Origin of the sequence: Stutzerimonas chloritidismutans (genome assembly GCF_051486945.1) — a bacterium.
In the GTDB taxonomy this organism is placed as follows: domain Bacteria; phylum Pseudomonadota; class Gammaproteobacteria; order Pseudomonadales; family Pseudomonadaceae; genus Stutzerimonas; species Stutzerimonas chloritidismutans_B.
In genome coordinates this window covers 68,607-92,143 of sequence record NZ_JAHVDX010000002.1, presented here as the reverse complement: position 1 = coordinate 92,143, position 23,537 = coordinate 68,607, and the positions used below count along the sequence as shown (strand labels likewise).

27 protein-coding genes and 2 tRNA genes are annotated in these 23,537 nt (G+C 61.6%); 22 read left to right on the top strand and 7 right to left on the bottom strand.

Going from position 1 to position 23,537, the window contains the following annotated elements; all coding sequences use genetic code 11:
* Positions 1–60: 60 nt before the first annotated feature.
* Complete coding sequence (locus KXR72_RS07395) at positions 61–504, top strand: rhodanese-like domain-containing protein (RefSeq protein ID WP_437420475.1); 444 nt, start codon at positions 61–63, stop codon at positions 502–504.
* Here the strand turns inward: KXR72_RS07395 and KXR72_RS07390 are convergent.
* Together KXR72_RS07390 and KXR72_RS07385 are read right to left on the bottom strand one after the other, a co-directional pair.
* Entirely contained in the window at positions 485–808 is a 324-nt protein-coding gene (locus KXR72_RS07390) for an EscU/YscU/HrcU family type III secretion system export apparatus switch protein (RefSeq protein WP_437420474.1), read from the bottom strand. The two genes, KXR72_RS07395 and KXR72_RS07390, sit on opposite strands and share 20 nt — an antisense overlap.
* Entirely contained in the window at positions 805–2,325 is a 1,521-nt protein-coding gene (locus KXR72_RS07385; protein WP_437420473.1) for a flagellar hook-length control protein FliK, read from the bottom strand. The genes KXR72_RS07390 and KXR72_RS07385 overlap by 4 nt, the downstream gene beginning before the upstream one ends.
* A 132-nt stretch (positions 2,326–2,457) precedes the next feature.
* Here KXR72_RS07385 and ccmA point away from each other — a divergent pair, with 132 nt between their 5' ends.
* The 15 genes from ccmA (at position 2,458) to KXR72_RS07310 (ending at position 15,676) form a co-directional block, all read left to right on the top strand.
* Entirely contained in the window at positions 2,458–3,093 is a 636-nt protein-coding gene (gene ccmA / locus KXR72_RS07380; RefSeq protein ID WP_437420472.1) for a cytochrome c biogenesis heme-transporting ATPase CcmA, read from the top strand.
* Complete coding sequence (gene ccmB / locus KXR72_RS07375; RefSeq protein ID WP_437420471.1) at positions 3,090–3,761, top strand: heme exporter protein CcmB; 672 nt, start codon at positions 3,090–3,092, stop codon at positions 3,759–3,761. The genes ccmA and ccmB overlap by 4 nt, the downstream gene beginning before the upstream one ends.
* A gap of 146 nt (positions 3,762–3,907) precedes the next feature.
* Entirely contained in the window at positions 3,908–4,663 is a 756-nt protein-coding gene (locus KXR72_RS07370) for a heme ABC transporter permease (RefSeq protein ID WP_437420470.1), read from the top strand.
* Complete coding sequence (gene ccmD, locus KXR72_RS07365) at positions 4,660–4,836, top strand: heme exporter protein CcmD (RefSeq protein WP_437420469.1); 177 nt, start codon at positions 4,660–4,662, stop codon at positions 4,834–4,836. Before KXR72_RS07370 ends, ccmD begins: the two co-directional genes overlap by 4 nt.
* Positions 4,833–5,300, top strand: a complete 468-nt coding sequence (ccmE, locus tag KXR72_RS07360) for a cytochrome c maturation protein CcmE (RefSeq protein ID WP_437420468.1) — start codon at positions 4,833–4,835, stop codon at positions 5,298–5,300. Before ccmD ends, ccmE begins: the two co-directional genes overlap by 4 nt.
* Positions 5,297–7,270, top strand: a complete 1,974-nt coding sequence (locus tag KXR72_RS07355; protein WP_437420467.1) for a heme lyase CcmF/NrfE family subunit — start codon at positions 5,297–5,299, stop codon at positions 7,268–7,270. The genes ccmE and KXR72_RS07355 overlap by 4 nt, the downstream gene beginning before the upstream one ends.
* A 1-nt stretch (position 7,271) precedes the next feature.
* Positions 7,272–7,802 carry a DsbE family thiol:disulfide interchange protein gene (locus KXR72_RS07350; protein ID WP_437420466.1) on the top strand — a complete coding sequence of 177 codons (531 nt, stop codon included), beginning with the start codon at positions 7,272–7,274 and terminating at the stop codon, positions 7,800–7,802.
* Positions 7,799–8,272, top strand: a complete 474-nt coding sequence (locus KXR72_RS07345) for a cytochrome c-type biogenesis protein (protein WP_437420465.1) — start codon at positions 7,799–7,801, stop codon at positions 8,270–8,272. The genes KXR72_RS07350 and KXR72_RS07345 overlap by 4 nt, the downstream gene beginning before the upstream one ends.
* Complete coding sequence (gene ccmI / locus KXR72_RS07340) at positions 8,269–9,489, top strand: c-type cytochrome biogenesis protein CcmI (RefSeq protein WP_437420464.1); 1,221 nt, start codon at positions 8,269–8,271, stop codon at positions 9,487–9,489. Before KXR72_RS07345 ends, ccmI begins: the two co-directional genes overlap by 4 nt.
* Positions 9,490–9,552: 63 nt before the next feature.
* Positions 9,553–9,951, top strand: coding sequence for a hypothetical protein (locus KXR72_RS07335; protein ID WP_437420463.1), 399 nt, complete (start codon positions 9,553–9,555; stop codon positions 9,949–9,951).
* 117 nt (positions 9,952–10,068) lie between these two features.
* Positions 10,069–10,365 (top strand): flagellar protein FliT, encoded by a 297-nt coding sequence (locus tag KXR72_RS07330; protein ID WP_437420462.1) that lies wholly within the window; start codon positions 10,069–10,071, stop codon positions 10,363–10,365.
* Positions 10,366–10,796: 431 nt separating this feature from the next.
* Positions 10,797–12,263, top strand: coding sequence for a sigma-54 dependent transcriptional regulator (locus KXR72_RS07325; RefSeq protein WP_437420461.1), 1,467 nt, complete (start codon positions 10,797–10,799; stop codon positions 12,261–12,263).
* Between the two features lie 200 nt (positions 12,264–12,463).
* Entirely contained in the window at positions 12,464–13,573 is a 1,110-nt protein-coding gene (locus KXR72_RS07320) for a sensor histidine kinase (RefSeq protein WP_437421313.1), read from the top strand.
* Positions 13,573–14,955 (top strand): sigma-54-dependent transcriptional regulator, encoded by a 1,383-nt coding sequence (locus KXR72_RS07315; protein WP_437420460.1) that lies wholly within the window; start codon positions 13,573–13,575, stop codon positions 14,953–14,955. The genes KXR72_RS07320 and KXR72_RS07315 overlap by 1 nt, the downstream gene beginning before the upstream one ends.
* Positions 14,956–15,013: 58 nt before the next feature.
* On the top strand, positions 15,014–15,676 hold the full coding sequence (locus KXR72_RS07310; protein ID WP_437420459.1) for a thiopurine S-methyltransferase: 663 nt from the start codon (positions 15,014–15,016) through the stop codon (positions 15,674–15,676).
* A gap of 80 nt (positions 15,677–15,756) precedes the next feature.
* Here the strand turns inward: KXR72_RS07310 and htpX are convergent, their stop codons facing one another.
* The 3 genes from htpX to KXR72_RS07295 form a co-directional block, all read right to left on the bottom strand.
* Positions 15,757–16,629 (bottom strand): protease HtpX, encoded by an 873-nt coding sequence (htpX, locus tag KXR72_RS07305; RefSeq protein ID WP_437420458.1) that lies wholly within the window; start codon positions 16,627–16,629, stop codon positions 15,757–15,759.
* A gap of 115 nt (positions 16,630–16,744) precedes the next feature.
* Positions 16,745–17,188: a hypothetical protein gene (locus KXR72_RS07300; protein WP_437420457.1), complete on the bottom strand. Its 444-nt coding sequence runs from the start codon at positions 17,186–17,188 to the stop codon at positions 16,745–16,747.
* Positions 17,189–17,191: 3 nt separating this feature from the next.
* Positions 17,192–18,403 carry a pyridoxal phosphate-dependent aminotransferase gene (locus tag KXR72_RS07295; protein WP_437420456.1) on the bottom strand — a complete coding sequence of 404 codons (1,212 nt, stop codon included), beginning with the start codon at positions 18,401–18,403 and terminating at the stop codon, positions 17,192–17,194.
* 192 nt (positions 18,404–18,595) lie between these two features.
* Here KXR72_RS07295 and msrB point away from each other — a divergent pair, with 192 nt between their 5' ends.
* From msrB to KXR72_RS07280, 3 genes are read left to right on the top strand one after another with little or no spacing between them, the layout of a single operon-like run.
* Positions 18,596–18,994 (top strand): peptide-methionine (R)-S-oxide reductase MsrB, encoded by a 399-nt coding sequence (gene msrB, locus KXR72_RS07290; protein WP_437420455.1) that lies wholly within the window; start codon positions 18,596–18,598, stop codon positions 18,992–18,994.
* A 26-nt stretch (positions 18,995–19,020) separates the two neighbouring features.
* Positions 19,021–19,503 carry a glutathione peroxidase gene (locus KXR72_RS07285; RefSeq protein WP_437420454.1) on the top strand — a complete coding sequence of 161 codons (483 nt, stop codon included), beginning with the start codon at positions 19,021–19,023 and terminating at the stop codon, positions 19,501–19,503.
* A 42-nt stretch (positions 19,504–19,545) separates the two neighbouring features.
* On the top strand, positions 19,546–20,424 hold the full coding sequence (locus KXR72_RS07280; RefSeq protein ID WP_437420453.1) for an ATP-binding protein: 879 nt from the start codon (positions 19,546–19,548) through the stop codon (positions 20,422–20,424).
* Positions 20,425–20,446: 22 nt separating this feature from the next.
* Here the strand turns inward: KXR72_RS07280 and KXR72_RS07275 are convergent, their stop codons facing one another.
* Both KXR72_RS07275 and KXR72_RS07270 read right to left on the bottom strand, forming a co-directional pair.
* A complete protein-coding gene (locus KXR72_RS07275) occupies positions 20,447–21,130 on the bottom strand; it encodes a glutathione S-transferase family protein (RefSeq protein WP_437420452.1) in 684 nt (227 codons plus the stop codon).
* Positions 21,131–21,168: 38 nt separating this feature from the next.
* Positions 21,169–21,936, bottom strand: coding sequence for a hypothetical protein (locus tag KXR72_RS07270; protein ID WP_437420451.1), 768 nt, complete (start codon positions 21,934–21,936; stop codon positions 21,169–21,171).
* 217 nt (positions 21,937–22,153) lie between these two features.
* Between KXR72_RS07270 and KXR72_RS07265 the strand changes: the two genes are divergently transcribed.
* The 3 genes from KXR72_RS07265 to KXR72_RS07255 all read left to right on the top strand — a co-directional run bounded on the left by KXR72_RS07265 (position 22,154) and on the right by KXR72_RS07255 (position 23,516).
* Positions 22,154–22,229 (top strand) — tRNA-Glu (locus KXR72_RS07265).
* A 5-nt stretch (positions 22,230–22,234) separates the two neighbouring features.
* Positions 22,235–22,310 (top strand) — tRNA-Gly (locus tag KXR72_RS07260).
* Positions 22,311–22,580: 270 nt separating this feature from the next.
* Positions 22,581–23,516, top strand: coding sequence for a ZIP family metal transporter (locus KXR72_RS07255; RefSeq protein WP_437420450.1), 936 nt, complete (start codon positions 22,581–22,583; stop codon positions 23,514–23,516).
* Positions 23,517–23,537: the final 21 nt, after the last annotated feature.

Here is a 23,537-nt window from a genome sequence, read left to right as displayed (position 1 = left end):
CTGAACAGGGCCCCGCTTCCCTAGCGCGGCCGGCTGCCCGGCGTTGCCGAGGAGGATGTGATGCTACGCATTCTTATGCTGTGCCTGCTGGTGGGGAGTTCAACGGCGCTTCATGCCACCGAAGCGCCTCCCGAGATCGAAGGCGCCATGACGGTAAACGTGTTCCAGGCGAAGCGACTACACGAACTGGGCGCTGTGTTCATTGACGTGCGCGGCGGCCAGGAGTGGGCGTGGGGGCATGTCGAAGGGGCTGTTCACCTGAACCTTGCGAGCGATTTCTTCGGCCTGGCGAGCCCGTCCTGGCCGCGAAACATGCCCTTGGTCGTTTATTGCGATAGCGAGGTGTGCCCAGCAAGTGCCGAAGCGGTGCGGATGGCCGTCGAATGGGGTTACGCGCACGTCTTCTATTTCCGGCAGGGCTACTTCGCCTGGATGCTTCATGACTTCCCACAGGAGAAGGCCCGTTTCGGGCAGATGACCACGCTCAACGCTCAGGCGCATTGAGCCGGGGCAGGTCCTGGGTCGGGGCTGAGGGCGAAAAGCCGGGTGGGCACTTTCCTTTCAGGTACCAGGCAAACGCGATGATTTCGGCGATGGTGCGATACAGCGCCTCAGGAATCGTGTCGCCAAGCTCCAGCCGCGCCAGCAGTTTAACCAGCTCTGCATTTTCGTAGATCGGCACTTCATGTTCACGCGCGATTGCCAGGATTGCTTCAGCCAGCTCGTCGTCACCCTTCGCCGACAGGATGGGCGCATCGACACCGTCGTAGGTCAGCGCGATTGCCTGGCGCGGGGTGTCGGTGCTCATGCGGTTTCGTCCACGAAGCGTTGATCGAGCGAGGTCCGTGGACCCTGCGGTGGCGTGCCTCTGGAGCAGGCGAGTTCGCCAACGTTCAGCCCAGCTGCGAGCAGGCGCTGGCGCAAATGGTCCAGTTCGGCGTTGATCAGGTCAGCCGTGCCGCTGCGCTCGGCCCATATTTGGCTCGACAGGCTGCCCCGCAGCAACTGGGCCTGAACCTGCAGCGGGCCAAGCGGTGGCACATCGAAGGCCAGTTCTACCTTCCAGAGTGTCTCTGGTTTTTCCTTGCGGGCTTGGTTCGGCTCGTCTTCGCGCTGCATCTTGATTTGCAGTGGAACGATGCTGGCCTGGTCGCGCATCGGAATTTCGGTCTGCCAGGTGGTGACCTGGGTGCCGTCCGGCAGGGTCTGGGTTTGTGCGAGGCTTGATAACTGGTGTGTCTGCAGACGCGATACCGCGGCGGCCGCTAGCTTGAGTAGCGCTTCCAGGTCGTCCTCATCTTCCAGCCCTGGCGGCAGGCGGCTGGGAAGCGGAAAGCTCTGTGCCATTTGTCTGGCACTGGGTTGTGCCAGTGCGCCAAGCGAATTGCGGGCGAAGGCGGGCAGGGCCTGGCCGAGCGTGGCGGTCGCCTGGGCCGCACCGAGCGTCCCGGCGCCAGGCAGGCCGGGCAATTGCGCCACCAGGCGCAACAATGCGGCTTTCATATCGGTCGGCAGCGGCTCCGCCTCGCCGCCCAGCAGCGACGACTCCATGAATACGCCGCTTCTCGCCAGCGCCTGGGCCAGCGCCTTTGGATCGCCCAGCTGTTGCATCTGCGGGACGAGGCCAAGCAGGCGTTCAGCTGCACTACGTACTGACGCAGGCAGTTCACTCGGCGAGAGTGCGTTGAGCAAGGCATCCAGTGAGCCCTGGCGGCTGCCTTGGGCGCCCAGTTGCTGGCCCAGGACGAGCTGGTCCAGCCGACCACTCAAGGGTACGAATGCCAGCGATTGGTCACCCTGGACCCGGGCCGTCAACAAGCTACCCAGCGGCAGTGGGCGCGTGGATTCCAAGCTCAGCGTTTGTCCGGCCATTGGCGAATTCAGCAGGGCGATGACTACTCGGAACACCGGTTGGCCGCCCTGCAGGCTCTGTTGGCTGGCTGTGACCTTGCCCTGGATGAGGGTGCCGACGGGCATCTGCGCTAGGTCAATGCTCCCTTGTGGCTGACGGCTGGCCGGTTGCAACGCCGCCATCAGGCGCGTATCGGACAGCGCGGTGACGACCATGACCGCACCCGGTGAGGCGGCTCGCGGGGCGGTCGTCTCCAAGGTCGCCTGCCGTCCATTGGCCAGCGTTAGGCGCAAGGTGACTTGGAAGGTCTGTAGTGCTTCTTTGACGCTGACCACCTCAGCCTCGGCGCTTTCCCCAGCCGCGAGCAGCCCCTGCAGCGGTTGCAGCAGTTTGAGGGCCATATCGGCGGCCGTCGTCACCGGGCGGGACGCGCCGGGGTTCGCGATAGGCTGGCTAGGCTTGATCTCGGTCATCTTTACTCAAATGCTCTTACAACCTTTCAGCTTGGTGAGCTTTGGCGCCGGAGTCCGGCATGTATAATTCCGGCCGCCCGGGGCTGCCCATGAGTGTAGCGGCCATGCCCCCTTCATCTTGAGGTGTGTAGCGTGTCCAGTCCCTTTCTCGAAGCTGTAGCGCTGTCATGCGAGCGGGACTGGCGGCTGTTGTTCGAACGGCTGGATCTGCAGGTTGCTCCAGGCGACATGTTGCAGATCGCCGGACCGAACGGCAGCGGGAAGACCAGTTTGCTGCGCCTACTCAGCGGGCTGATGCAGCCAACCGCCGGGGAGGTGCGCCTCAACGGGCGAAGCCTCGACAGCCAGCGTGGCGAACTGGCCCGCAATCTCGTGTGGATCGGCCATGCGGCGGGCATCAAGGGCCTGCTCACTGCCGAAGAAAATCTCACCTGGCTGTGCGCGCTGCACCAGCCTGCGACGCGTGAAGCGATCTGGCAAGCCCTTGAAGCGGTTGGCCTGCGCGGCTTCGAAGACGTTCCCTGTCATACCCTTTCTGCTGGTCAGCAGCGCCGCGTTGGCCTGGCGCGCCTTTATCTGTCGCCGCCCCCCTTGTGGATTCTCGACGAGCCCTTCACGGCCCTCGACAAGCACGGCGTGGCTCAGCTGGAGCGGCACCTGGCGGCACACTGCGCGTGCGGCGGCATGGTCGTGCTGACGACCCACCATACGCTGAGCGAGACGCCCGCCGGCTATCGCGAACTGGATCTGGGGCAGCGCGCCGCATGAGCAATGTTTTTACCCTGTTGCTGGCTCGCGAAACCCGGCTGTTGTTTCGTCGTCCGGCGGAGCTGGCGAACCCGCTGGTGTTCTTCTCGATCGTGATCGCGCTGTTCCCGCTGGCGGTCGGTCCCGAGAGTCAGCTGCTGCAAACGCTATCGCCCGGGCTCATCTGGGTCGCGGCACTCTTGGCCGTGCTGCTCTCGTTGGACGGCCTTTTTCGCAGTGATTTCGAAGACGGCTCGCTTGAACAGTGGGTCGTTTCGCCGCACCCCTTGGCGCTGTTGGTGCTCGCCAAAGTGCTGGCACACTGGGCGTTTTCCGGTTTGGCGCTGGTTTTGCTCGCGCCGTTACTGGCCCTGATGCTGGGGATGCCGTTCGATGCGTTGCCGGTACTGCTTGTATCGCTTTTGCTGGGTACGCCAGTGCTGAGCCTTCTGGGAGCAGTGGGCGCCGCCCTGACGGTCGGGCTCAAGCGTGGCGGCCTGTTGCTCGCCTTGCTGATCCTGCCGCTCTACATTCCGGTCCTGATCTTGGGTAGCGGGGCACTGCAGGCTGCTCTGCAGGGGTTGCCGGCGGCAGGGCATCTGTTGTGGTTGGCCAGCCTGACGGCGCTGACCGTGACCCTGACACCTTTTGCAGTAGCCGCCGGCTTGAAGATCAGCGTTGGCGAATGATGGAAGGGTTGCCTTTAAGGCTGCGACGTCTGCGCGGACGTTGACAGACGGGGCGCTCAAGTGACGGTTTTACTGATCCGCAACAACCAGCTTCCCCGGGGTCCCGGGGCACAATTGGCACGCTTGGTGGGTTCGAGGCAGGTTCTATGAACTGGACATGGTTCCACAAACTGGGTTCGCCCAAATGGTTCTACGAGATCAGCAGCCGCTGGATGCCTTGGCTCGGCTGGGCCGCTGCGCTGCTGATCACCGTGGGCGTGGTCTGGGGGCTGGCCTTCGCGCCGCAGGATTACCAGCAGGGCAACAGCTTTCGCATCATTTATATCCATGTGCCCGCCGCCTTCCTGGCGCAATCGATCTACGTAATGCTGGCGGTTGCCGGCATCGTCGGCCTCGTGTGGAAGATGAAGCTTGCTGACGTGGCCCTGCAGCAGGCCGCCCCCATCGGCGCTTGGATGACCTTCGTTGCGTTGCTCACCGGGGCGGTCTGGGGCAAGCCGACGTGGGGTGCCTGGTGGGTCTGGGACGCCCGGCTTACCTCCATGCTCATCCTCCTGTTCCTGTACTTCGGCATCATTGCGCTGGGCCAGGCGATCAGCAATCGTGACAGCGCGGCCAAGGCCTGCGCGGTGCTGGCGATCGTCGGGGTGGTGAACATCCCGATCATCAAATACTCGGTGGAGTGGTGGAACACGCTTCACCAGCCTGCGACCTTCACCGTGACCGAAAAGCCCGCAATGCCCGTCGAGATGTGGCTGCCGCTGTTGGTCATGGTGCTGGGCTTTTACTGCTTTTTTACCTTGGTGCTGCTGATGCGCATGCGTCTGGAAGTGCTGCGTCGCGAATCGCGCAGCAGTTGGGTCAAGGCTGAGGTGAAGGCTCTGGTGAGCAAAACATCATGAATTTCTCATCCTTTTCCGAGTTCATCGCCATGGGTAACCATGGGCTGTACGTCTGGTCGTCCTACGGCATCAGCCTGGCCGTCCTGATTCTCAACGTGGCATTGCCGTTGCTGGCGCGCCGGCGTTACCTGCAAGACGAGGCGCGTCGTATGCGCCGGGAGGATATGAAGTGAATCCTGTGCGCAAGAAGCGTCTGTTCATCGTGTTGGCCATCCTGGCTGGCGTCGGTATTGCCGTGGCGCTGGCCCTGACGGCCCTGCAAGAAAACATCAACCTGTTCTACACGCCGACGCAGATCGCCGCCGGCGAGGCGCCGGAAGGCACGCGGATACGCGCCGGTGGGTTAGTCGAAGCCGGCTCGGTATCGCGCAGCAATGATTCGCTAACGGTGGCTTTTCGCGTAACCGACAACAACGCCACGGTCACCGTCCGCTATCAGGGCATCCTCCCGGATCTGTTCCGTGAAGGGCAGGGCATCGTCGCCCTGGGCCGGGTGAACGGCGAAGGTGTGCTGGTTGCCGATGAGGTGCTGGCCAAGCACGACGAAAACTACATGCCGCCGGAAGTCAGCCAGGCGCTCGAAAAGAGCGGAATGATGAAGCATTACGAAGGTGGCAAGGAGGAGTACGCGAAATGATTCCCGAGCTCGGCCATTTGGCAATGATCCTCGCGCTGTGCCTGGCAGTGGTCCAGGGCACGCTTCCGCTAATTGGCGCCTGGCGGGGCGATCGCCAGTGGATGGGGTTGGCGCAGCCGGCGGCATGGGGCCAGTTCTGTTTCCTCGCGTTTTCTTTCATCTGCCTGACCTACGCCTTCATGGTCGACGATTTCTCCGTCGCGTACGTCGCGCAAAATTCCAACAGCGCGCTGCCCTGGTACTACAAATTCAGCGCCGTCTGGGGGGCGCACGAGGGGTCGCTCCTGTTATGGGCCTTCATTCTCGCTGGCTGGACGTTCGCCGTTTCGATCTTCTCGCGCCAGCTTCCCGAAGACATGCTTGCCCGTGTGCTCGGTGTCATGGGCTTGATCAGTATCGGTTTCCTGCTGTTCCTGATCATCACGTCTAACCCCTTCGATCGTCTGCTGCCTCAGGCGCCGATGGACGGGCGCGATCTCAATCCGCTGCTCCAGGATTTCGGCTTGGTCGTTCATCCACCCATGCTCTATATGGGCTACGTCGGCTTCTCGGTCGCCTTCGCCTTCGCCATCGCTGCGCTGCTCGGCGGGCGGCTCGATGCAGCCTGGGCGCGCTGGTCCCGCCCCTGGACACTCGTCGCTTGGGCCTTTCTCGGCGTGGGCATCGCGCTGGGCTCCTGGTGGGCCTACTACGAGCTCGGCTGGGGCGGCTGGTGGTTTTGGGACCCGGTCGAGAATGCATCCTTCATGCCTTGGCTCGTCGGCACGGCGTTGATCCACTCGCTCGCAGTGACGGAGAAACGTGGTGTGTTCAAGAGCTGGACGGTACTGCTGGCCATCGCGGCGTTCTCGTTGAGCCTGCTGGGCACCTTCCTGGTTCGCTCCGGTGTGTTGACGTCGGTCCATGCGTTTGCCACCGACCCGGCGCGAGGCGTCTTTATCCTGATATTTCTGCTGATGGTCGTTGGCGGCTCGCTGACGCTGTTCGCCCTGCGTGCGCCAGTCGTCAAGAGTCAGATCGGTTTCGGTCTGTGGTCACGCGAAACGCTGTTGCTGGTCAACAACCTGTTGCTGGTGGTCGCTACCTCGATGATCCTGCTCGGCACCCTGTATCCGCTGCTGCTCGACGCGCTGTCTGGCGCCAAGCTCTCGGTCGGCCCGCCATACTTCAATGCGATGTTCCTGCCGCTGATTGGCTTACTGATGGTGGCGCTCGGTGTGGGCGTGCTGGTGCGCTGGAAGGACACACCGGTGCGCTGGCTGGCGGGAATGCTGGCACCCGTGCTGGTCACCAGCGCAGTGATCGGCGGCCTGGGTTCGATGGTCTTCGGTGACTTCCATTGGGCTGTGCTCGCGGTTTGCCTGCTGGGTGCCTGGGTGGTGCTCGCCGGCATACGCGACATTCTCGACAAGACACGCCATAAGGGCTTGCTCAAGGGTATCCGCAGTTTGACCCGCAGCTATTGGGGTATGCAGGTCGGGCATCTCGGTCTGGTCATCTGCGCGATGGGCGTTGTGCTGACCAGCCTGCAAAGCGATGAGCGCGACCTGCGTATGGCGCCGGGGGATTCGCTCGAACTGGGCGGCTACACCTTCGTTTTCGAGGGGGCGAGCCATTTCGAAGGCCCGAACTTCACCTCTGACCGCGCGACCATGCGCGTCTTCCAGGACGGCGATCAGGTCGCCACCCTGCATCCGGAAAAGCGCCTGTATACCGTGCAGCAAATGCCCATGACCGAGGCGGGGATCGATCCAGGCTTTACCCGTGACCTCTATGTCGCCCTCGGCGAACCGCTGGGGGAGGGCGCCTGGGCGGTGCGCGTGCACATCAAGGCGTTCGTGCGCTGGATCTGGTTGGGTGGGCTGGTGATGTGCCTGGGTGGCGTGCTTTCAGCCTGCGATCGCCGCTATCGCGTCAAGGTCAAGATGCGCGTGCGCGAAGCGCTCGGCCTCGCCCAGCAAGGAGCCTGAAATGAAACGACTACTGATGTTGTTGCCACTGGCGATTTTTCTGGTGGTCGCGGTGTTTCTGTACCGTGGTCTGTTCCTCGATCCGACGGAGCTGCCGTCCGCGCTGATCGGCAAGCCGCTCCCAGCGTTCTCGCTGCCTTCGGTCGAGGACCCGCAGCGGCTGGTCAGCGCCGAGGACATCAAGGGTCGGCCTGCGCTGGTCAATGTCTGGGCGACCTGGTGCGTCGCCTGCAAGGTCGAGCATCCCGTGCTTAACAAGCTCGCGCAGCAGGGCGTTGTCATCCACGGCGTGAACTACAAGGACGACAACGCCGCGGCGCAAAAATGGCTGCGCGACTTTCACGACCCTTACCAACTCAACATCCGTGACGAGCAAGGCAGCCTTGGGCTGGATCTCGGCGTATACGGGGCGCCTGAGACGTTCCTTGTCGACAAGCATGGGATCATCCGACACAAGTATGTCGGTGTGATCGATGAGCGCGTCTGGCGTGAGCAACTGGCGGCGTTGTATCAGGAGCTGGTTGACGAATGAAAATGTTCTTTCACGCCCTGCTGTTGGCCGTCGCGATGATTGGCAGCGCCCACGCGGCAATCGATGCTTATGAGTTCAAGTCGGAAGCCGAGCGCGAGCGCTATCGCACGCTGGTCGAGGAGCTCCGCTGCCCGAAGTGCCAGAACCAGAATATCGCTGACTCCAACGCGCCGATCGCCATGGACCTGCGGCGGGAGATCTACCGCATGCTCGAAGAAGGGCAGAGCAACGAGCAGATCGTCGAGTATCTCGTAGATCGCTATGGCGACTTCGTTCGCTACAAGCCGCCGGTCAACGCCAAGACGCTGGTGCTATGGTATGGACCCGTTGTGCTGCTGGTGATCGGGTTCGTCGTACTCGGGCTGATCCTGGTTCGCCGCCGGCGGGCGAGTGGCTCCGGCGCATCGCACACTCTTTCCGAGGCCGAACGCGAACGCCTCGCCCTGTTGCTGGATAAAAAAGACCCATGATCGATTTCTGGATTGCGGCCGGCATTCTGCTGCTGGCTGCCCTGGCTTTCCTATTGCTGCCCTTGTTGAAAGGCCGCAGGGCGCAAGCCGAAGAGGACCGCACCGCGCTCAATGTGGCGCTTTACGAAGAGCGTCTCGCCGAACTCGCGGGCCAGCGCGACGCCGGCACGCTCGATGCTGAGCAGTACGAGGCGGCACGCGACGATGCGGCGCGCGAACTGCTCGAGGACACCGCTCCGGGCGAGGCTCGTCGCAGCAGCCGGCTCGGGCGTGCGGTGCCTCTCGTGGCTGCGTTTCTGGTTCCGCTGATCGGCTACGGCTTCTACCTGCATTGGGGCGCCAGCGATAAGCTCCAACTGGCTCGTGAGTTCGCTGAGCAACCCCGGAGCATGGCCGAGATGACTGCCCGCCTGGAGCGGGCCGTTAAAGCGCAGCCGGATTCGACTGAAGCCTGGTATTTCCTTGCGAGGACGTACATGAGCCAGGAGCGTGCAGCCGATGCCGTTCCGGCGTATCAACGCGTCGCCGAACTCGCCGGCCGCCAGCCCGATATCCTGGGTCAATGGGCACAGGCGCTGTATTTCGCAGGTGATCGTCAATGGTCGGAGCAGATCGAAGCCTTGACCTCCGAGGCCTTGCAGGCGGACCCGCACGAGGTGACCAGCCTCGGCTTGCTGGGCATTGCAGCTTTTGAGCAGGAACGGTTCGCCGACGCGATTCAATATTGGGAGCGCCTGGTTGCGACCTTGCCGGCTGAAGATCCATCACGCGAGGCGATCCAGGGTGGCATTGAGCGGGCCCGCGAACAGCTTGGCGCAACTGGTGAGGCCCAAACAGCGCAAGCCGGTGCTGCTGAAACGGCGCCGAAGGAAGCGGGTCTTACCGTCAAGGTGAGCCTGGATGACTCTCTGGCTCAGGGCGTTCGGCCTGAAGATGCTGTGTTCGTCTTCGCGCGTGCGGTGTCTGGTCCGCCAATGCCGCTCGCGGTCAAGCGCCTGACAGTTGCCGATCTACCAGCCACCGTCACGCTCGGCGATGCCGATGCGATGACCCCGCAGCTTCGCTTGTCCAACTTCGATCAGGTCAGGCTGTTCGCGCGGATATCCAGGGACGGCAACGCGACCCGCGGCGAGTGGAAGGGCGACAGCCAGCCGCTAAGCCCGGCGAGTCAAGGTGATGCGGTAGAGCTGACGATCGACCAACCAGACACGCCCTGACGATCTTGTAGGGCAGCGAGGCGATAGATGACGGCCAATGATTCGTTCGACAACCAGTCCCTGATGCGCGTCCTGAGGGCGTCATCGGTTATCTTCCTTGCATCGCTGTTGGCAGCCTGTGCGGGTAATCCCTACGAGACGTCAGAACCGCGCCCGGTTCCGCCGGCGCCAGTGCCGGATGCCCGGGAGCCAGTCCGCACACCGCCCCCTGTGCGGACGCCTCCTGCACCGCGTCCGCCGGCGGTTCAGAAGAGCCATCCGCGCTACGCACCGCCTCCCCATGCCGCTGCGCACTGGGATAACCGGCTCGGCGTCTATGTCGTGGAGGGTCGCGATCTCTACTACCGGGAGCGCCTGTACTACCGTTGGGATGGCGATTGGTATTCGTCGGGTCGTCTGGAAGGGCCCTGGGATCCGGTCGCCCAGCCAAGCGTACCGCCGGGATTGCGGGGACTTCATTGAGTGGATGCGAAGCAAAAGATTGCCCTAAAGCACGGCGCACCGTGGCCGATATCTTGTCTGGCGGGGCGCACAGGCCCCGGGCATTGCATTAGGCGAAATGGTTTGGAGCGGCGGCATATGAGTGCATCAGTCAAGCGTCTTGAAGAAACCGGCAGCGCATTACGCGACGCGTTGGTTCAGCAGGACTGGGCCGCCATCAGCGTGCTGGATTTGCAATGCCGGCAGGTCGTCGAAGCCGCGATGAACGAGCCTCGTCTGGAGGATCCTGCCATTCGGGAGCGAATGCAGGAACTGGTCGATCTGTATCGGGAACTGGTTGCCAGTTGCCAAGCGGAGCAAAAGCGAATCGCCGGCGAGTTGATCCAGCTCAATCAATCGCAGAACGGTGCCAAAGTTTATAAGTTATTCGAGTAGTCACACCCTTGCCGCTCCGCTCGTTTAAACCGCTCGTCGGTTTAAATGGCCCAACGCAATCTCGAAAAGGCTATTTATCGTTGCGGTAGCCATTAGCAGATCGTCGTATTTCCGTTGTTGTCATCTCTTTGACATGCCCGCGATATCGGCATGCTTTAGGTATTGCCATACCTATTCTTCGATATCTCTCTCGTTCTTTGCAAATCAGCCGAACTGCTTTGAGCTTATGGCGGTATGTGAATCGTCCCCAAGCCGATTCTTATCTCGACCTGCTGACTTGCTGCGCCTAAGTGGCCTGAAAAAAATCACGTCATAAATTTGACTGAGCTCTAGTTTTTGACTTTTACTAGTGGCTATCTGCCGGTGAAGTTCGCTTCTCAAGTTCGATTCGTTCTCGGCGTTTCATTCAGCTTCCAGAGCCTATAAACAAGATGTGGCGTGAAACCAAAATTTTGTTGATAGACGATGACAGTGAGCGCCGACGTGATTTGGCCGTCATCCTTAATTTCCTGAGCGAAGACCATCTGGCTTGTTCGAGCAACGATTGGCAGCGTGTCGTTGACTCACTTGAGTCCAGCCGAAATGTGTTGGGCGTCATGCTGGGCGACGTCTCGAACGGCAACGCGGCCGAGTTTCTCAAGCAGCTCGGTAAGTGGGACGAGAACCTGCCGGTGCTGCTGATCGGTGAGCCGCCTCGCAGCGACTGGCCGGACGATGTTCGCCGTCGCGTGCTGGCCAGCCTCGAAATGCCGCCGAGCTACAACAAGCTGCTCGACTCATTGCACCGCGCGCAGGTCTATCGGGAGATGTACGACCAGGCCAAGTCGCGCGGGCGCCAGCGTGAGCCCAATCTGTTCCGCAGCCTGGTAGGCACCAGTCGTGCCGTCCAGCATGTTCGGCAGATGATGCAGCAGGTCGCCGACACCGAAGCTAGCGTGCTGATTCTCGGTGAATCCGGGACGGGCAAGGAGGTGGTCGCGCGCAATCTGCACTACCACTCCAAACGACGCAACGGGCCTTTCGTTCCGGTGAACTGCGGCGCCATTCCCGCCGAGCTGCTCGAAAGCGAACTGTTCGGGCACGAGAAAGGCGCGTTCACCGGCGCCATCACCGCACGTGCCGGTCGCTTCGAGCTGGCCGAAGGCGGCACCTTGTTCCTCGACGAAATTGGCGACATGCCCCTGCCGATGCAGGTCAAGCTATTGCGCGTCCTGCAGGAGCGCACCTTCGAGCGCGTCGGCAGCAACCGCACGCAGAACGCTGACGTACGCATCATCGCCGCGACTCATAAAGATCTCGAGAAGATGATCGTGGACGGTGGTTTCCGCGAGGACCTTTACTACCGCCTGAACGTTTTCCCTATCGAGATGGCCCCACTGCGCGAGCGCATCGAAGATATCCCGCTGTTGATGAACGAGCTGATCTCGCGCATGGAACATGAAAAGCGCGGTTCGATTCGCTTCAACTCCGCTGCCATCATGTCGCTGTGCCGCCATGACTGGCCGGGCAACGTACGCGAGCTGGCGAACCTGGTCGAACGCATGGCGATCATGCATCCCTATGGCGTTATTGGCGTAATGGAATTGCCCAAGAAGTTCCGCCACGTCGATGACGACGACGAGCAGTATGCCAGCGGCATCCACGACGAGATGGAGGAGCGGGCGGCGATCAGCGCGCCCATGATCGCTGCCGATGCGCATGCGATGTTGCCGGCTGAGGGTCTGGACCTGAAGGATTACCTAGGCAATCTCGAACAAGGGCTCATCCAGCAGGCGCTGGATGACGCGGGTGGGGTGGTCGCCCGGGCCGCGGAGCGACTGCGAATTCGCCGTACCACGCTTGTAGAGAAGATGCGCAAGTATGGTATGAACCGGCGCGACGACGATCTGGACGAATGATCGCCGCCCCTAACGACTGACGCTCGCTCCTCGTGCCTGTACCCTGCAGGCACGATCCTTGCTCCGAAGCACTTCGTGACCATCTTTTGACGGCAGCGAGTGCACCCGTGACCACAGCTCTTTCATCGCCTCGGGCTTCTGCCCGCCCGGACAGCATCGATACCGCTGGTTTGGAACGGTCCGTCGACCAGTTCGCGCGTATGGCCGGTCAGCTGGGTGAGTCGCAGAGCCTCTTGCAAGCGCGCGTGAATACACTTAACGACCAGCTTGCCGAGGCCAGTGCCCAGCGGCTATGCGAACTCGGCGAGAAGGAGCGCCTGGCCAATCGTCTGCAAAGTTTGCTTGACCTGCTGCCCGGCGGTGTCATCGTCATCGATGGTCAGGGCGTGATTCGGGAAGCCAATCCCGTGGCGATCGACCTGCTGGGCGAGCCGCTGGAAGGCGCGCTCTGGCGCGATGTGATTGCCCGGAGTTTCGCTCCACGTCGTGATGATGGACATGAGATTTCGCTGCGTGACGGTCGCCGCGTTTCCATCGCGACACGCTCGCTCAATGGCGAGCCGGGGCAACTGGTTCTACTGACCGATCTCACCGAGACGCGCCGCCTGCAAGAGCAGCTGGCGCGCCATGAGCGCCTGTCTTCGCTCGGCCGCATGATGGCATCCCTTGCCCATCAGATCCGTACCCCGCTTTCGACCGCGCTGCTCTATGCCAGCCACCTCGAGCAGGGCGGGCTGTCAGGCGAGCAGCAGCTGCGTTTCGCTGGCCGCTTGAAGGATCGTCTCAACGAACTTGAGCATCAGGTGCGCGACATGCTGGTGTTCGCCCGAGGCGATCTGCCGCTGTGTGATCGCTTGGCGCCGGCTGAACTAATGTGTGCCCTTCGCGGTGCCGCTGAAGCGCGAATCGAAAATGTGAGCGTACGCTGGCAGTGCGATGCACGAGCTGGCGCTTTGCTTTGCAATCGCGACACGCTGGTCGGCGCGCTGTTGAACCTCATTGAGAACGCGCGCCAGTCCGGCGCCGATCCGCTGCGCCTGAAAGTCCACTTTTACCAGCGGGACGATCGGCTGCTGATTACCGTGAGCGACAATGGTCACGGCATTGAGCCGGCGACGCTTCAGCGCCTTGGCGAGCCGTTTTTCACCACCAAGACTAACGGCACCGGCCTCGGGCTCGCGCTGGTCAAGTCGGTTGCGCGAGCCCACTCCGGTGCGTTTCGGCTGCGCTCACGGCTAGGGCGTGGCACCTGCGCCACGCTGAGCCTGCCCTTGCTCGACCAGCCCGCCGCTGCCATGGGGAACCAATGATGAACGCTCGGATTCTGCTCGTCGAAGATGACCCATCGCTCCGCCAGGCGCTCAGTGACACCCTGGAACTTGGTGGCTATCGCCATCGCGCTGTGGATAGTGCTGAATCGGCGCTGGTAGCGCTGCAGGACGAAAGCTTCGCCCTGCTGATCAGTGACGTGAACATGCCGGGCATGGACGGACACGCGCTTCTGGGACTGGTTCGGCAGCGTTATCCGCACATGCCGGTGTTGCTGATGACGGCGTTCGCAGCGGTCGAGCGCGCCGTCGATGCCATTCGGCACGGGGCGATCGACTACCTCGTCAAGCCGTTCGAGCCGCAGGTTCTGTTGCAACTCGTGGCGCGCCACGCCTGCGGTCGGCTGGACGAACCGGGTCAGGGTCCGATCGCGGTCGAGGCCACCAGCCAGCAATTGCTCGCGCTGGCTGCGCGGGTCGCGCAAAGCGACTCCACGGTACTCATTTCTGGCGAGTCCGGGACAGGCAAGGAGGTTCTGGCACGCTATATCCACCAACAGTCGCCGCGTGCTGCCAAGCCATTCATCGCGATCAACTGCGCCGCGATTCCGGACAACATGCTCGAGGCGACGCTTTTCGGGCACGAGAAGGGCGCGTTCACCGGTGCAATCGCCAGCCAGCCAGGCAAGTTCGAATTGGCCGAAGGCGGCACGCTGCTGCTCGATGAAATATCGGAGATGCCGCTCGGGCTGCAGGCTAAGTTGCTGCGCGTACTGCAGGAGCGAGAGGTAGAGCGCGTGGGTGGTCGCAAGCCGATCTCGTTGGATATTCGCATCATCGCTACTACCAATCGCGACCTCGGCGCGGAGGTGCGGGAAGGGCGCTTCCGTGAAGACCTGTTCTACCGGCTTTCTGTCTTCCCGCTGGCGTGGGCCGCGCTGCGAGACAGGCCGGCCGATATTCTGCCTTTGGCTGAGCGGCTACTGTCGACCCATGCGGCCAAGATGCGTCAGGCAGTGCCTCGTTTCAGTGTCGAGGCCCGTCACAGCCTGCAGGTGCATGGTTGGCCTGGCAATGTCCGCGAACTCGACAACGCCGTTCAGCGTGCCCTGATTCTTCAGCAGGGTGGCGTCATCCATCCGCAGGACTTGTGCCTGGAAGGCATGGCGGCCGCGATGACGCCCGCTCGGCCTGTTGTGGTCGTAACGGGCGGAGCAGTTGACGCTCGGCCTGCAGATACTGCTGGTGTCCTTGGTGAAGACCTACGGCGCCGCGAGTTCGAACTCATCCTGGACACGCTGCGCGCCGAGCGTGGCAAGCGCAAGGAAACGGCCGATCGGCTGGGCATCAGCGCCCGGACCTTGCGTTACAAGCTTGCCCAGATGCGCGATGCGGGGATGGATCCCGAAACGCTCGCATCGTGACCCGCTAAGCGTTCGTTCGCTCTGCTAGGCTTCGTCCATCTCGACGAAGGAGCAGAACGTGGAAGCAGGATTCTGGCATCGGCGCTGGTCGCGCAACGAAATTGGTTTCCACCTGGGTGAAGTCAACCCCTACCTGCAGCATCACTGGCCTTGCCTGCAGCTCCCGCCGGGTGCGCGGGTGCTGGTGCCGCTATGTGGCAAAAGCTTGGACATGGCCTGGCTCGCCGCGCAGGGTTTCGATGTTCTCGGCGTAGAGCTGAGCGAAAAGGCCGCGGCTGATTTCTTTGTCGAGCAAGGGCTGCAACCGGAAATCGTCCCTTTGGGTGAGTTCCTGCGGTATCAGGCCGGGCGCGTTGAAATTCTCTGCGGCGATTTCTTTTCCCTTACGCCGGCCCAGGTTGCCGGCTGTGTCGCGTTGTATGACCGCGCTGCTCTGATCGCGCTTCCGCCACAGATGCGCCAGCGTTATGTGGCGCATCTCGCTCAGCTCTTCGAGGCGGGCTGTGAGGGGTTGCTGGTAACGCTGGACTATGAGCAGCCGGAGATGGACGGGCCACCCTTCGCCGTGAGCGACGTGGAGGTCAGGCAAACGCTTTCGCCTGCCTGGGCGATCGAGTTGTTCGAAGAAGTGGACGTACTGAACGGCAACTGGAAGTTTCTCCAGCGTGGCCTAACGCGGTTAGAAGAGCGCTGCTACCGGCTCGTTCGGCGGACGGACTAGCCGCGGGGGCCTGGCAGCGCCACGTTGAAACGAAAACCCCGCCGAGAGGCGGGGTCGTTGTAACTTGCAAGCCGGCCGTATCAGCCTCGCTGGCGCAGGGCTTCGATACGATCGTCCAGCGACGGATGGGTCATTAGCAGGCCCGCCAGGCCGTTGCGCAGCGCGCCGTTGATGCTGAACGCTTTGAGGCTGTCCGGCATGTCGACCGGCACGCCCTGTTCAGCCTGCAGGCGCCGCAGTGCTCCAATCATCGCACCGGTGCCGGCCAGCTGGGCGCCGGCTTCGTCAGCCCTGAACTCGCGCTGGCGAGAGAACCACATGACGATGATGCTGGCCAGAATGCCGAGTACCAACTCCGCGAAAATGGTCGCGATGAAATAGCCCATGCCGTGACCATCTTCATTCTTGAAGATGGCGCGGTCGACGAAGCTGCCGAAGATACGTGCGAAGAACATCACGAAGGTGTTCACCACGCCCTGAATCAGGCTGAGCGTGACCATGTCACCGTTGGCCACGTGGCCGATCTCATGAGCCAGCACGGCCTTCACTTCTTCCGGCGAGAATCGCTCGAGCAGGCCTTGGCTGACGGCGACCAGGGCGTCGTTCTTGTTCCAGCCGGTGGCGAAGGCGTTGGCCTCGTAGGCCGGAAAGATGCCGACTTCCGGCATGCGGATGCCGGCTTCGCGCGACAGCTGCTCGACCGTCTGCAGCAGCCACTGCTCGTGCCGTGTGCGGGGCTGGGTGATGATCTCGGTCCGAGTGCTCATCTTCGCCATCCATTTGGAGATGAACAGCGAGACCAGCGAGCCGGCAAAGCCAAATACGGCGCAGAACGCGAGCAGGCTGCCGTAGTTCTGGCCGGTGTAGCGATCGACCCCAAGCAGCTTGAGGGTGATACTGGCGACGACCAGGACGGCCAGGTTAGTGGCCAGGAACAAGAAAATGCGCATCATGTTTGCGGCAGACTCCGGAGGAGAACAATTAAGAACGTAGGCTATATAAGGGGCGGGTTGGCGCGATTCAACCAAGCGACTATTTCAAGCTATGTCGCTTGTGCAAGCGTCAGGCTCAGGCCTTTGCTTCAAAGTTGCTCGTAAAGAGCTGGCGGGCCAGTAGGGCGAGGCGCTCGCTGTCGCCATCGCGAAGTGCAACACGGAGGGAATTGGCAAGGCTGCCTTGGACGCGTCGAACGCTCAGGGGCACCGGATCGGTGACGGAAACGGATTCCATGCTGAAAGCCGTTAGCTGGACAAAGGACTTTTCTGTCAGCACAGCCTGTTCGATGGCCTGGAATTGAAGGGTGTTCTCGTAACGCAGGTAGCCTTCCTCGGCTAGCCAGATCAGCGTGCTCAGGCAGCCCTGGTGCCGCTTGCTCGGCAGGCCGAACTCATCGGGCTCCTCGAAACCGATGAGGTCCTCCACATACAGCGTGATCTTGCGCGGGAACGCCTGATACAGCGCCAGCAGGCCGGCCGCGGCGTCCCGGTAGAAATCGTCGATTTGCAAGTCCATTGGTTACTGGCTGTAGGACTTGAGGAAGTTACCGATGCGGCCGATCGCCTGTTCGAGGTCATCCACGCGCGGCAGCGTGACCACGCGAAAGTGGTCTGGCCAGGGCCAGTTGAACGCGGTGCCTTGAACGATCAGCAGCTTTTCCGAGAGCAGCAGGTCGAGCACGAACTTTTCATCGTTGTGGATCGGGCAGATCTTCGGGTCGATCCGCGGGAAGGCGTAGAGCGCGCCCATGGGCTTCACGCAACTGACGCCGGGAATATCGTTGAGCAGTTCCCAGGTGCGGTTGCGCTGCTCGAGCAGGCGGCCGGGTGGAAGGACCAGGTCATTGATGCTCTGGTAGCCCCCCAGTGCGGTCTGGATGGCGTGTTGCGAGGGTACGTTGGCACACAACCGCATGTTGGCCAGGATGTCGATGCCTTCGATGTAACTCTGGGCCTTGTGCTTGGGCCCGGTAATCACCACCCAGCCAGAGCGGAAGCCAGCGACGCGGTAGGATTTGGACAGGCCGTTGAAGGTCAGGCAAAGGACGTCCGGTGCCAGCGAGGCGGTGCAGACGTGCACGGCGTCGTCGTACAGGATCTTGTCGTAGATTTCATCGGAGAACAGCACCAGCTTGTGCTGACGCGCCAGCTCCACCATGCCTTCGAGCACTTCGCGCGGATACACGGCGCCGGTCGGGTTGTTCGGGTTGATCAGTACCAGCGCCTTGGTATTCGGCGTGATCTTGGCCTTGATATCGGCCAAGTCGGGCCACCAGTTGGCCTGTTCGTCGCAGAGATAGTGCACCGGCTTGCCACCGGCCAGGCTCACCGCGGCAGTCCACAGCGGGTAATCCGGGGCTGGGATAAGCACCTCATCGCCGTTGTTGAGTAGTGCCTGCATCGACATCACGATCAACTCGGAAACGCCATTGCCGAGGTAGATATCTTCGATCGTCACGCCGTCCACCTGCTTCTGCTGGTAGTACTGCATGATGGCCTTGCGCGCGCTGAACAGGCCCTTCGAGTCGCTGTAACCCTGCGCGGTCGGCAGGTTGCGAATCACGTCCTGAAGGATTTCCTCAGGGGCTTCGAAACCGAACGGCGCCGGGTTGCCAATATTCAGCTTGAGGATGCGATGGCCTTCCTCTTCCAGGCGTTTGGCGTGCTTGAGCACGGGCCCGCGGATGTCGTAGCAGACATTGGCGAGCTTGTTCGATTTGCTGACCTGCATGATCCTGTGTGTCCCGAAGTGATGACGCGCCTGCATGGCTGGACGGCAGGCGGCGTGCGGCGTGAACCCGGGCGCCTTGGCAGCTTGCAATCCCACTGCCAGACTAGGCGTCTTGAGAGCCCCGCATCATACGTGCGGCCCGATCACCGGAAAAGGTACAGCGTTGCCTTTTTACGAGCCCGAGGTGTACCGATGGAAAAGCTTGAGAAACCGCTGGAAACCTGGCGTGAGGAGCTGTCCGACGAGCAGTTTCAGGTCTGTCGTCTGGGCGCGACAGAGCGCCCTTACACCGGCAAGTACAACGATACCAAGACACCCGGCATCTACCATTGCGTCTGCTGTGACGCACCGCTGTTCGACTCAGGCGCAAAGTTCGATTCCGGTTGCGGCTGGCCCAGCTATTTCCAGCCCGTCAGCGATACCGCCATTGCCAGCCTCGATGATTTCAGCCATGGCATGCATCGAATAGAGGTTCGCTGCGCCCGTTGCGAGGCGCACCTTGGGCATGTCTTTCCGGACGGTCCAGCGCCCACCGGACTTCGTTACTGCATCAACTCCGCCTCGCTCGACCTCAAACCGCGCGATGCCTGAATGTTCCCGCCAGGCAGGATTCGTCCATGCATGACCCATTGCTCGATATTCTCTGCACCACTATCGAAGGGCGAACGACGTCCCTCGGTGAGTTCGCAGGCACGCTTTACCTTGTGGTGAACACTGCCAGCGAGTGCGGATTCACGCCTCAATACAAGGGGCTCGAGGCACTGTGGACACAATACCGCGAGCATGGTCTGGTCGTGCTTGGCTTCCCCTGCGACCAGTTTGGCGGTCAGGAGCCTGGCGGCGAAGCCGAAATTGCGGCCTTCTGTGAGCGGAACTACGGCGTCAGCTTTCCACTGTTCGCCAAGGTGAAGGTCAACGGCGGCGACGCGCATCCTTTGTTCGTCGAGCTGAAGAAGCGTGCCCCGGGTGTGCTCGGCAGCAAGGCGATCAAGTGGAATTTCACTAAGTTTCTCGTTTCGGCGGACGGGCGCTCGGTCGAGCGTTTCGCCACGCGCACCAAGCCTGAAGCGCTGCGCGCGCGAATCGAGGCCCATCTTTAGACCCGGCCGTTCGGTCATTCTCAGTACCAGGTCCAACCTTCCATGGATAACGATTTGAAAGCCTTTCTGCAGCGCGCCGAGATGCTGATGACGCGCCTCGAACCGCTGCTGCCGGCGCCACGTACGGCCATCGATTGGTCTCGCAGCCTGGCTGCGCGTTGGCACCGCGATGGTCAGGGCGGCTATCTACAGCCGCTGACGGTGTCGCTGGATATTCGCTTGGACGACCTCATCGGCATCGACCGCCAGCGTGAGCTGCTGGCGAGTAATACCCGGCAGTTCGTCTCCGATCTGCCGGCCAACCATGTGCTGTTGTGGGGTTCGCGCGGCACAGGAAAATCCTCGCTGATCCGAGCGCTACTTGCCGAACATGCGCCGGCCGGCCTGCGCCTGATCGAAATCGAACGTGACCATTTGGCCGACCTGCCTCGGGTAGTCGAGCAACTGATCGGCTTGTCGCAGCATTTCGTAGTGTTTTGCGACGACCTGTCTTTTGAGGCGGGGGAGGGCGATTACCGGGTTCTGAAAAGCGTACTCGACGGTTCGCTCGAACGCGCGCCGGAAAACGTGCTGCTTTACGCGACATCCAATCGTCGTCATCTGGTTCCGGAGCGGCAGAGTGACAACGAGAACTGGCAAATGGTGGATGGCGAGCTGCATCCGAACGAGGCGGTCGAAGACAAAATCGCATTATCGGACCGCTTTGGTCTATGGCTGTCGTTCTATCCCTTCAGTCAGGAGCATTACCTGGACGTAGTGCGGCATTGGGTGGCCGCGCTGGGTGACCAGTCCGGCCTGAGCTGGAGTTGGGATGAGGAAGTTGAAAAAGAGGCGATTCGCTGGGCGACCGCCCGAGGCAATCGCAACGGCCGTTGCGCCTATCAATTCGCGCGCCAGTGGGTTGGCAAGCGGCTGTTATGAGTCCAGGGGCACGGCTGTCGCTTCAGTTACCGGCTGGCTGAGCCTTCCCCATGTCCACGAGCTTGGCGGTCATACGCTGTTCCGAGGCCCAGAAACTCTGGGTGGATGCCAGGCTTCTGATTCGGTCATAGTGGGCAGCGAGCGATGGCCAGCGTGCTGCATCGAGCGACTCGCCTCCATGCTCCATGTTCAAGAGTTGCGACGCCACCGCCAGGTCGGCAATCGATAGCTGATCGCCGAGGAAATAGGCGCGCTCACCCAGCTGTTTCTCCAGATAGTCGAAGTGGGGTGGCAACTTTTCTGTCAGTGCGGCCTGAACGCTGTCTTCGTTGCAGGGATGACCGTTGCTGGGCTTGAGGATGCGGTTTCGAAACACCGTGAAGGTGGTAAGCGGTGCCAGTTCATAGTCCGCATACTTCTCGAGCCACCGGACCTGGGCGCGCTGGGCTGCATCGTTGCCATATAGCCGGGCGGTGTCCGGGTAGGCATCTTCCAGGTACTGGCAGATCACGCTGGAGTCGGCAATGGTCAGGTCGCCATCCTTGAACGCGGGGATGCGGCCTAGCGGGTTGAGCTGCAGATACCACTCGGGTGGCGAAAAGGGCATGACCATCTCGAGCTGGTAGTCGAGCCCTTTTTCCTGCAAACACAGACGTACCTTGCGAACGAATGGAGATAGCGGGGCGCCATAAAGTGTCATGGACATGAGGTTTCTCCCAGTACCGGGTCGCGGGCTGGCCGGTATCAATAGATGTTGTTCTTTTTCCAGTCGTCGTCCGTTTCGAATGCCTTGAGCCCTTCGCTCAGCTCGCTGGGCGCTTCGAGGTCGGGTTTATGTTGCGTCTGTTCGAGTTGGTTGGCATAGGCATAGTTCGCTTCAAGCTGCTTGCGCTGCACCTGGTAATCGGCCTGGTTCGCCTGCTTGCGAACGTATTGCAGGCCGCGTTCGAACGCCAGACGAGCCTTGTGCGGATTACCCTGTTGCAACGCCAGCTTGCCGGCATTTGTGAAGTATTCAACATGAAGGGAGACCAGCATTCGCTGAATCTCCGCCAGCCAGTGCTTGGCTTGTGCGGCTGCGAGCAGTTGTTGCTTGGCTGCCCATATCACCAGGGCCTGCAGGTCGTCGAGCAGCAGGCGGACCTCTTTCGCCTGGGCTTCGGTAATGATCTTCGTGGGCGCGTTGGTGACCGGGATGCCGTCGCCCATGGCCGACTCGTTACGCAAGGTCTCGATGCGCGCAGCCAGCGAGGCGTTCTTCTTGTCCAGAGATTGCAGCTGTTGCGCAAGATTCAGCTCGAGGCGGCTGAGCATGAGTTTGAGCGCGGGCGTCATCATTTGCCCAGGGAAGCCATCCGAAAGGGCAGCGCAGCGACGAATCCGATCCGCCAATTCCGCTCGCCTGCGCGCTTTTTCAAGGTTGCCCTTCTCTACGAGCTGGTTGATGTACCCAATTGCAATCAGAACGAACAGGCCGGCGATGACCAATCCAGCTATCAGGGCAGAGGACACTGCGTACACCTCTCTACAGTGGGGGCGATTTTTCGTACCGAGTGTAGAGGGTTGGATGGCAAGCTGATAGCTCGTTAGCGCGAGGAGGTCGATCGCTAATTTTTTTCGACACGATGCTTGACGACCCTTGGATCGCTCCATAGAATGCGCGCCACTTGCAGCGTAAGCCCAACAGCAGACACTGCAAGCCGGAATGAAGCTGGAGTTTCCGGGCAGCGTCCCCTTCGTCTAGTGGCCTAGGACACCGCCCTTTCACGGCGGTAACAGGGGTTCGAGTCCCCTAGGGGACGCCATATTTGCGGGAATAGCTCAGTTGGTAGAGCACGACCTTGCCAAGGTCGGGGTCGCGAGTTCGAGTCTCGTTTCCCGCTCCAAATTCGCTTCTTAGGTTCATCTGTAGAAGCCACGAAAAAGCGACCTTAGGGTCGCTTTTTTTGTGCCCGTAGGTTTCGGTCTCGGTCGCCGCGCTGGCTGGCGCGCGGCGTAGGCGTGCTTGCCCTTGACCTAGGCTTTGGGCGTCCGCCCTCTCTTGCCGTGAAAACTCGTCACGCTACGCACGGTCCAACCCATTGGCGACGCGTTGAACCCGTTCAGGGTGCCAAGCAATAGCATGTTGCGTGTCAGCCGATTTCGATTGGTCGGGGGTGTCAATGGCAGTTGGTCAAAGCGCCGCAGCGACGCTGCGTTCCGCATGGTTCGCTCATGCCCGGGCGAAACCCTTCATTACCATGGGGCTGGGGGCGACCATGCTGGTGGTCCTCGCGCTGCTCCTGGCGAGTGCCTATAGCGCCATTCATAACGGCGATCAGAGCCATCTGCGCTATGCGCTCCTGGGCGGCACGGCAGGGTTTGCCGCCACTGCTCTCGGTGCGCTGCTGGCCATGGCTTTGCGCAATATCTCTACCAAGACGCAGGACAGCATGCTGGGCTTTGCCGCCGGCATGATGCTCGCCGCCAGTTCCTTTTCCTTGATTCTCCCCGGCTTGGCCGCAGCGCGCGATCAGCTTGGAAGCGGCCCGGCGGCCGCCGCTACGGTTGTCGTCGGGCTTGGGCTGGGTGTGCTGCTCATGCTCGGATTGGATTACTTCACCCCCCATGAACACGAAAGCGCCGGGGCGTTCGGCCCCGAGCACGAGCGCATGAGCCGGGTGTGGCTGTTCGTCTTTGCGATCATCCTTCATAACATCCCTGAGGGTATGGCGATCGGCGTGAGCTTCGCCGATGGCGACATGCATGTTGGGTTGCCGCTAACGACAGCCATTGCCATTCAGGACATTCCAGAAGGCCTGGCGGTAGCGTTGGCATTGCGTACGACCGGTTTATCTGCCGGCAGGGCTGTATTGGTCGCGGCGGCATCTGGGTTGATGGAGCCGCTCGGTGCGGTGGTCGGGCTGGGGATGTCGAGCGGGCTGGCGATTGCCTATCCGGTTAGCCTTGGGCTCGCCGCTGGCGCAATGATTTTCGTGGTCTCCCACGAAGTGATCCCGGAAACGCACCGCAACGGCCATCAGACCGCTGCAACGGTGGGTTTGATGGGTGGCTTCGCTGTGATGATGTTTCTCGACACGGCCTTGGGCTGAAAGGCCCCTCCGCTGAAGCGT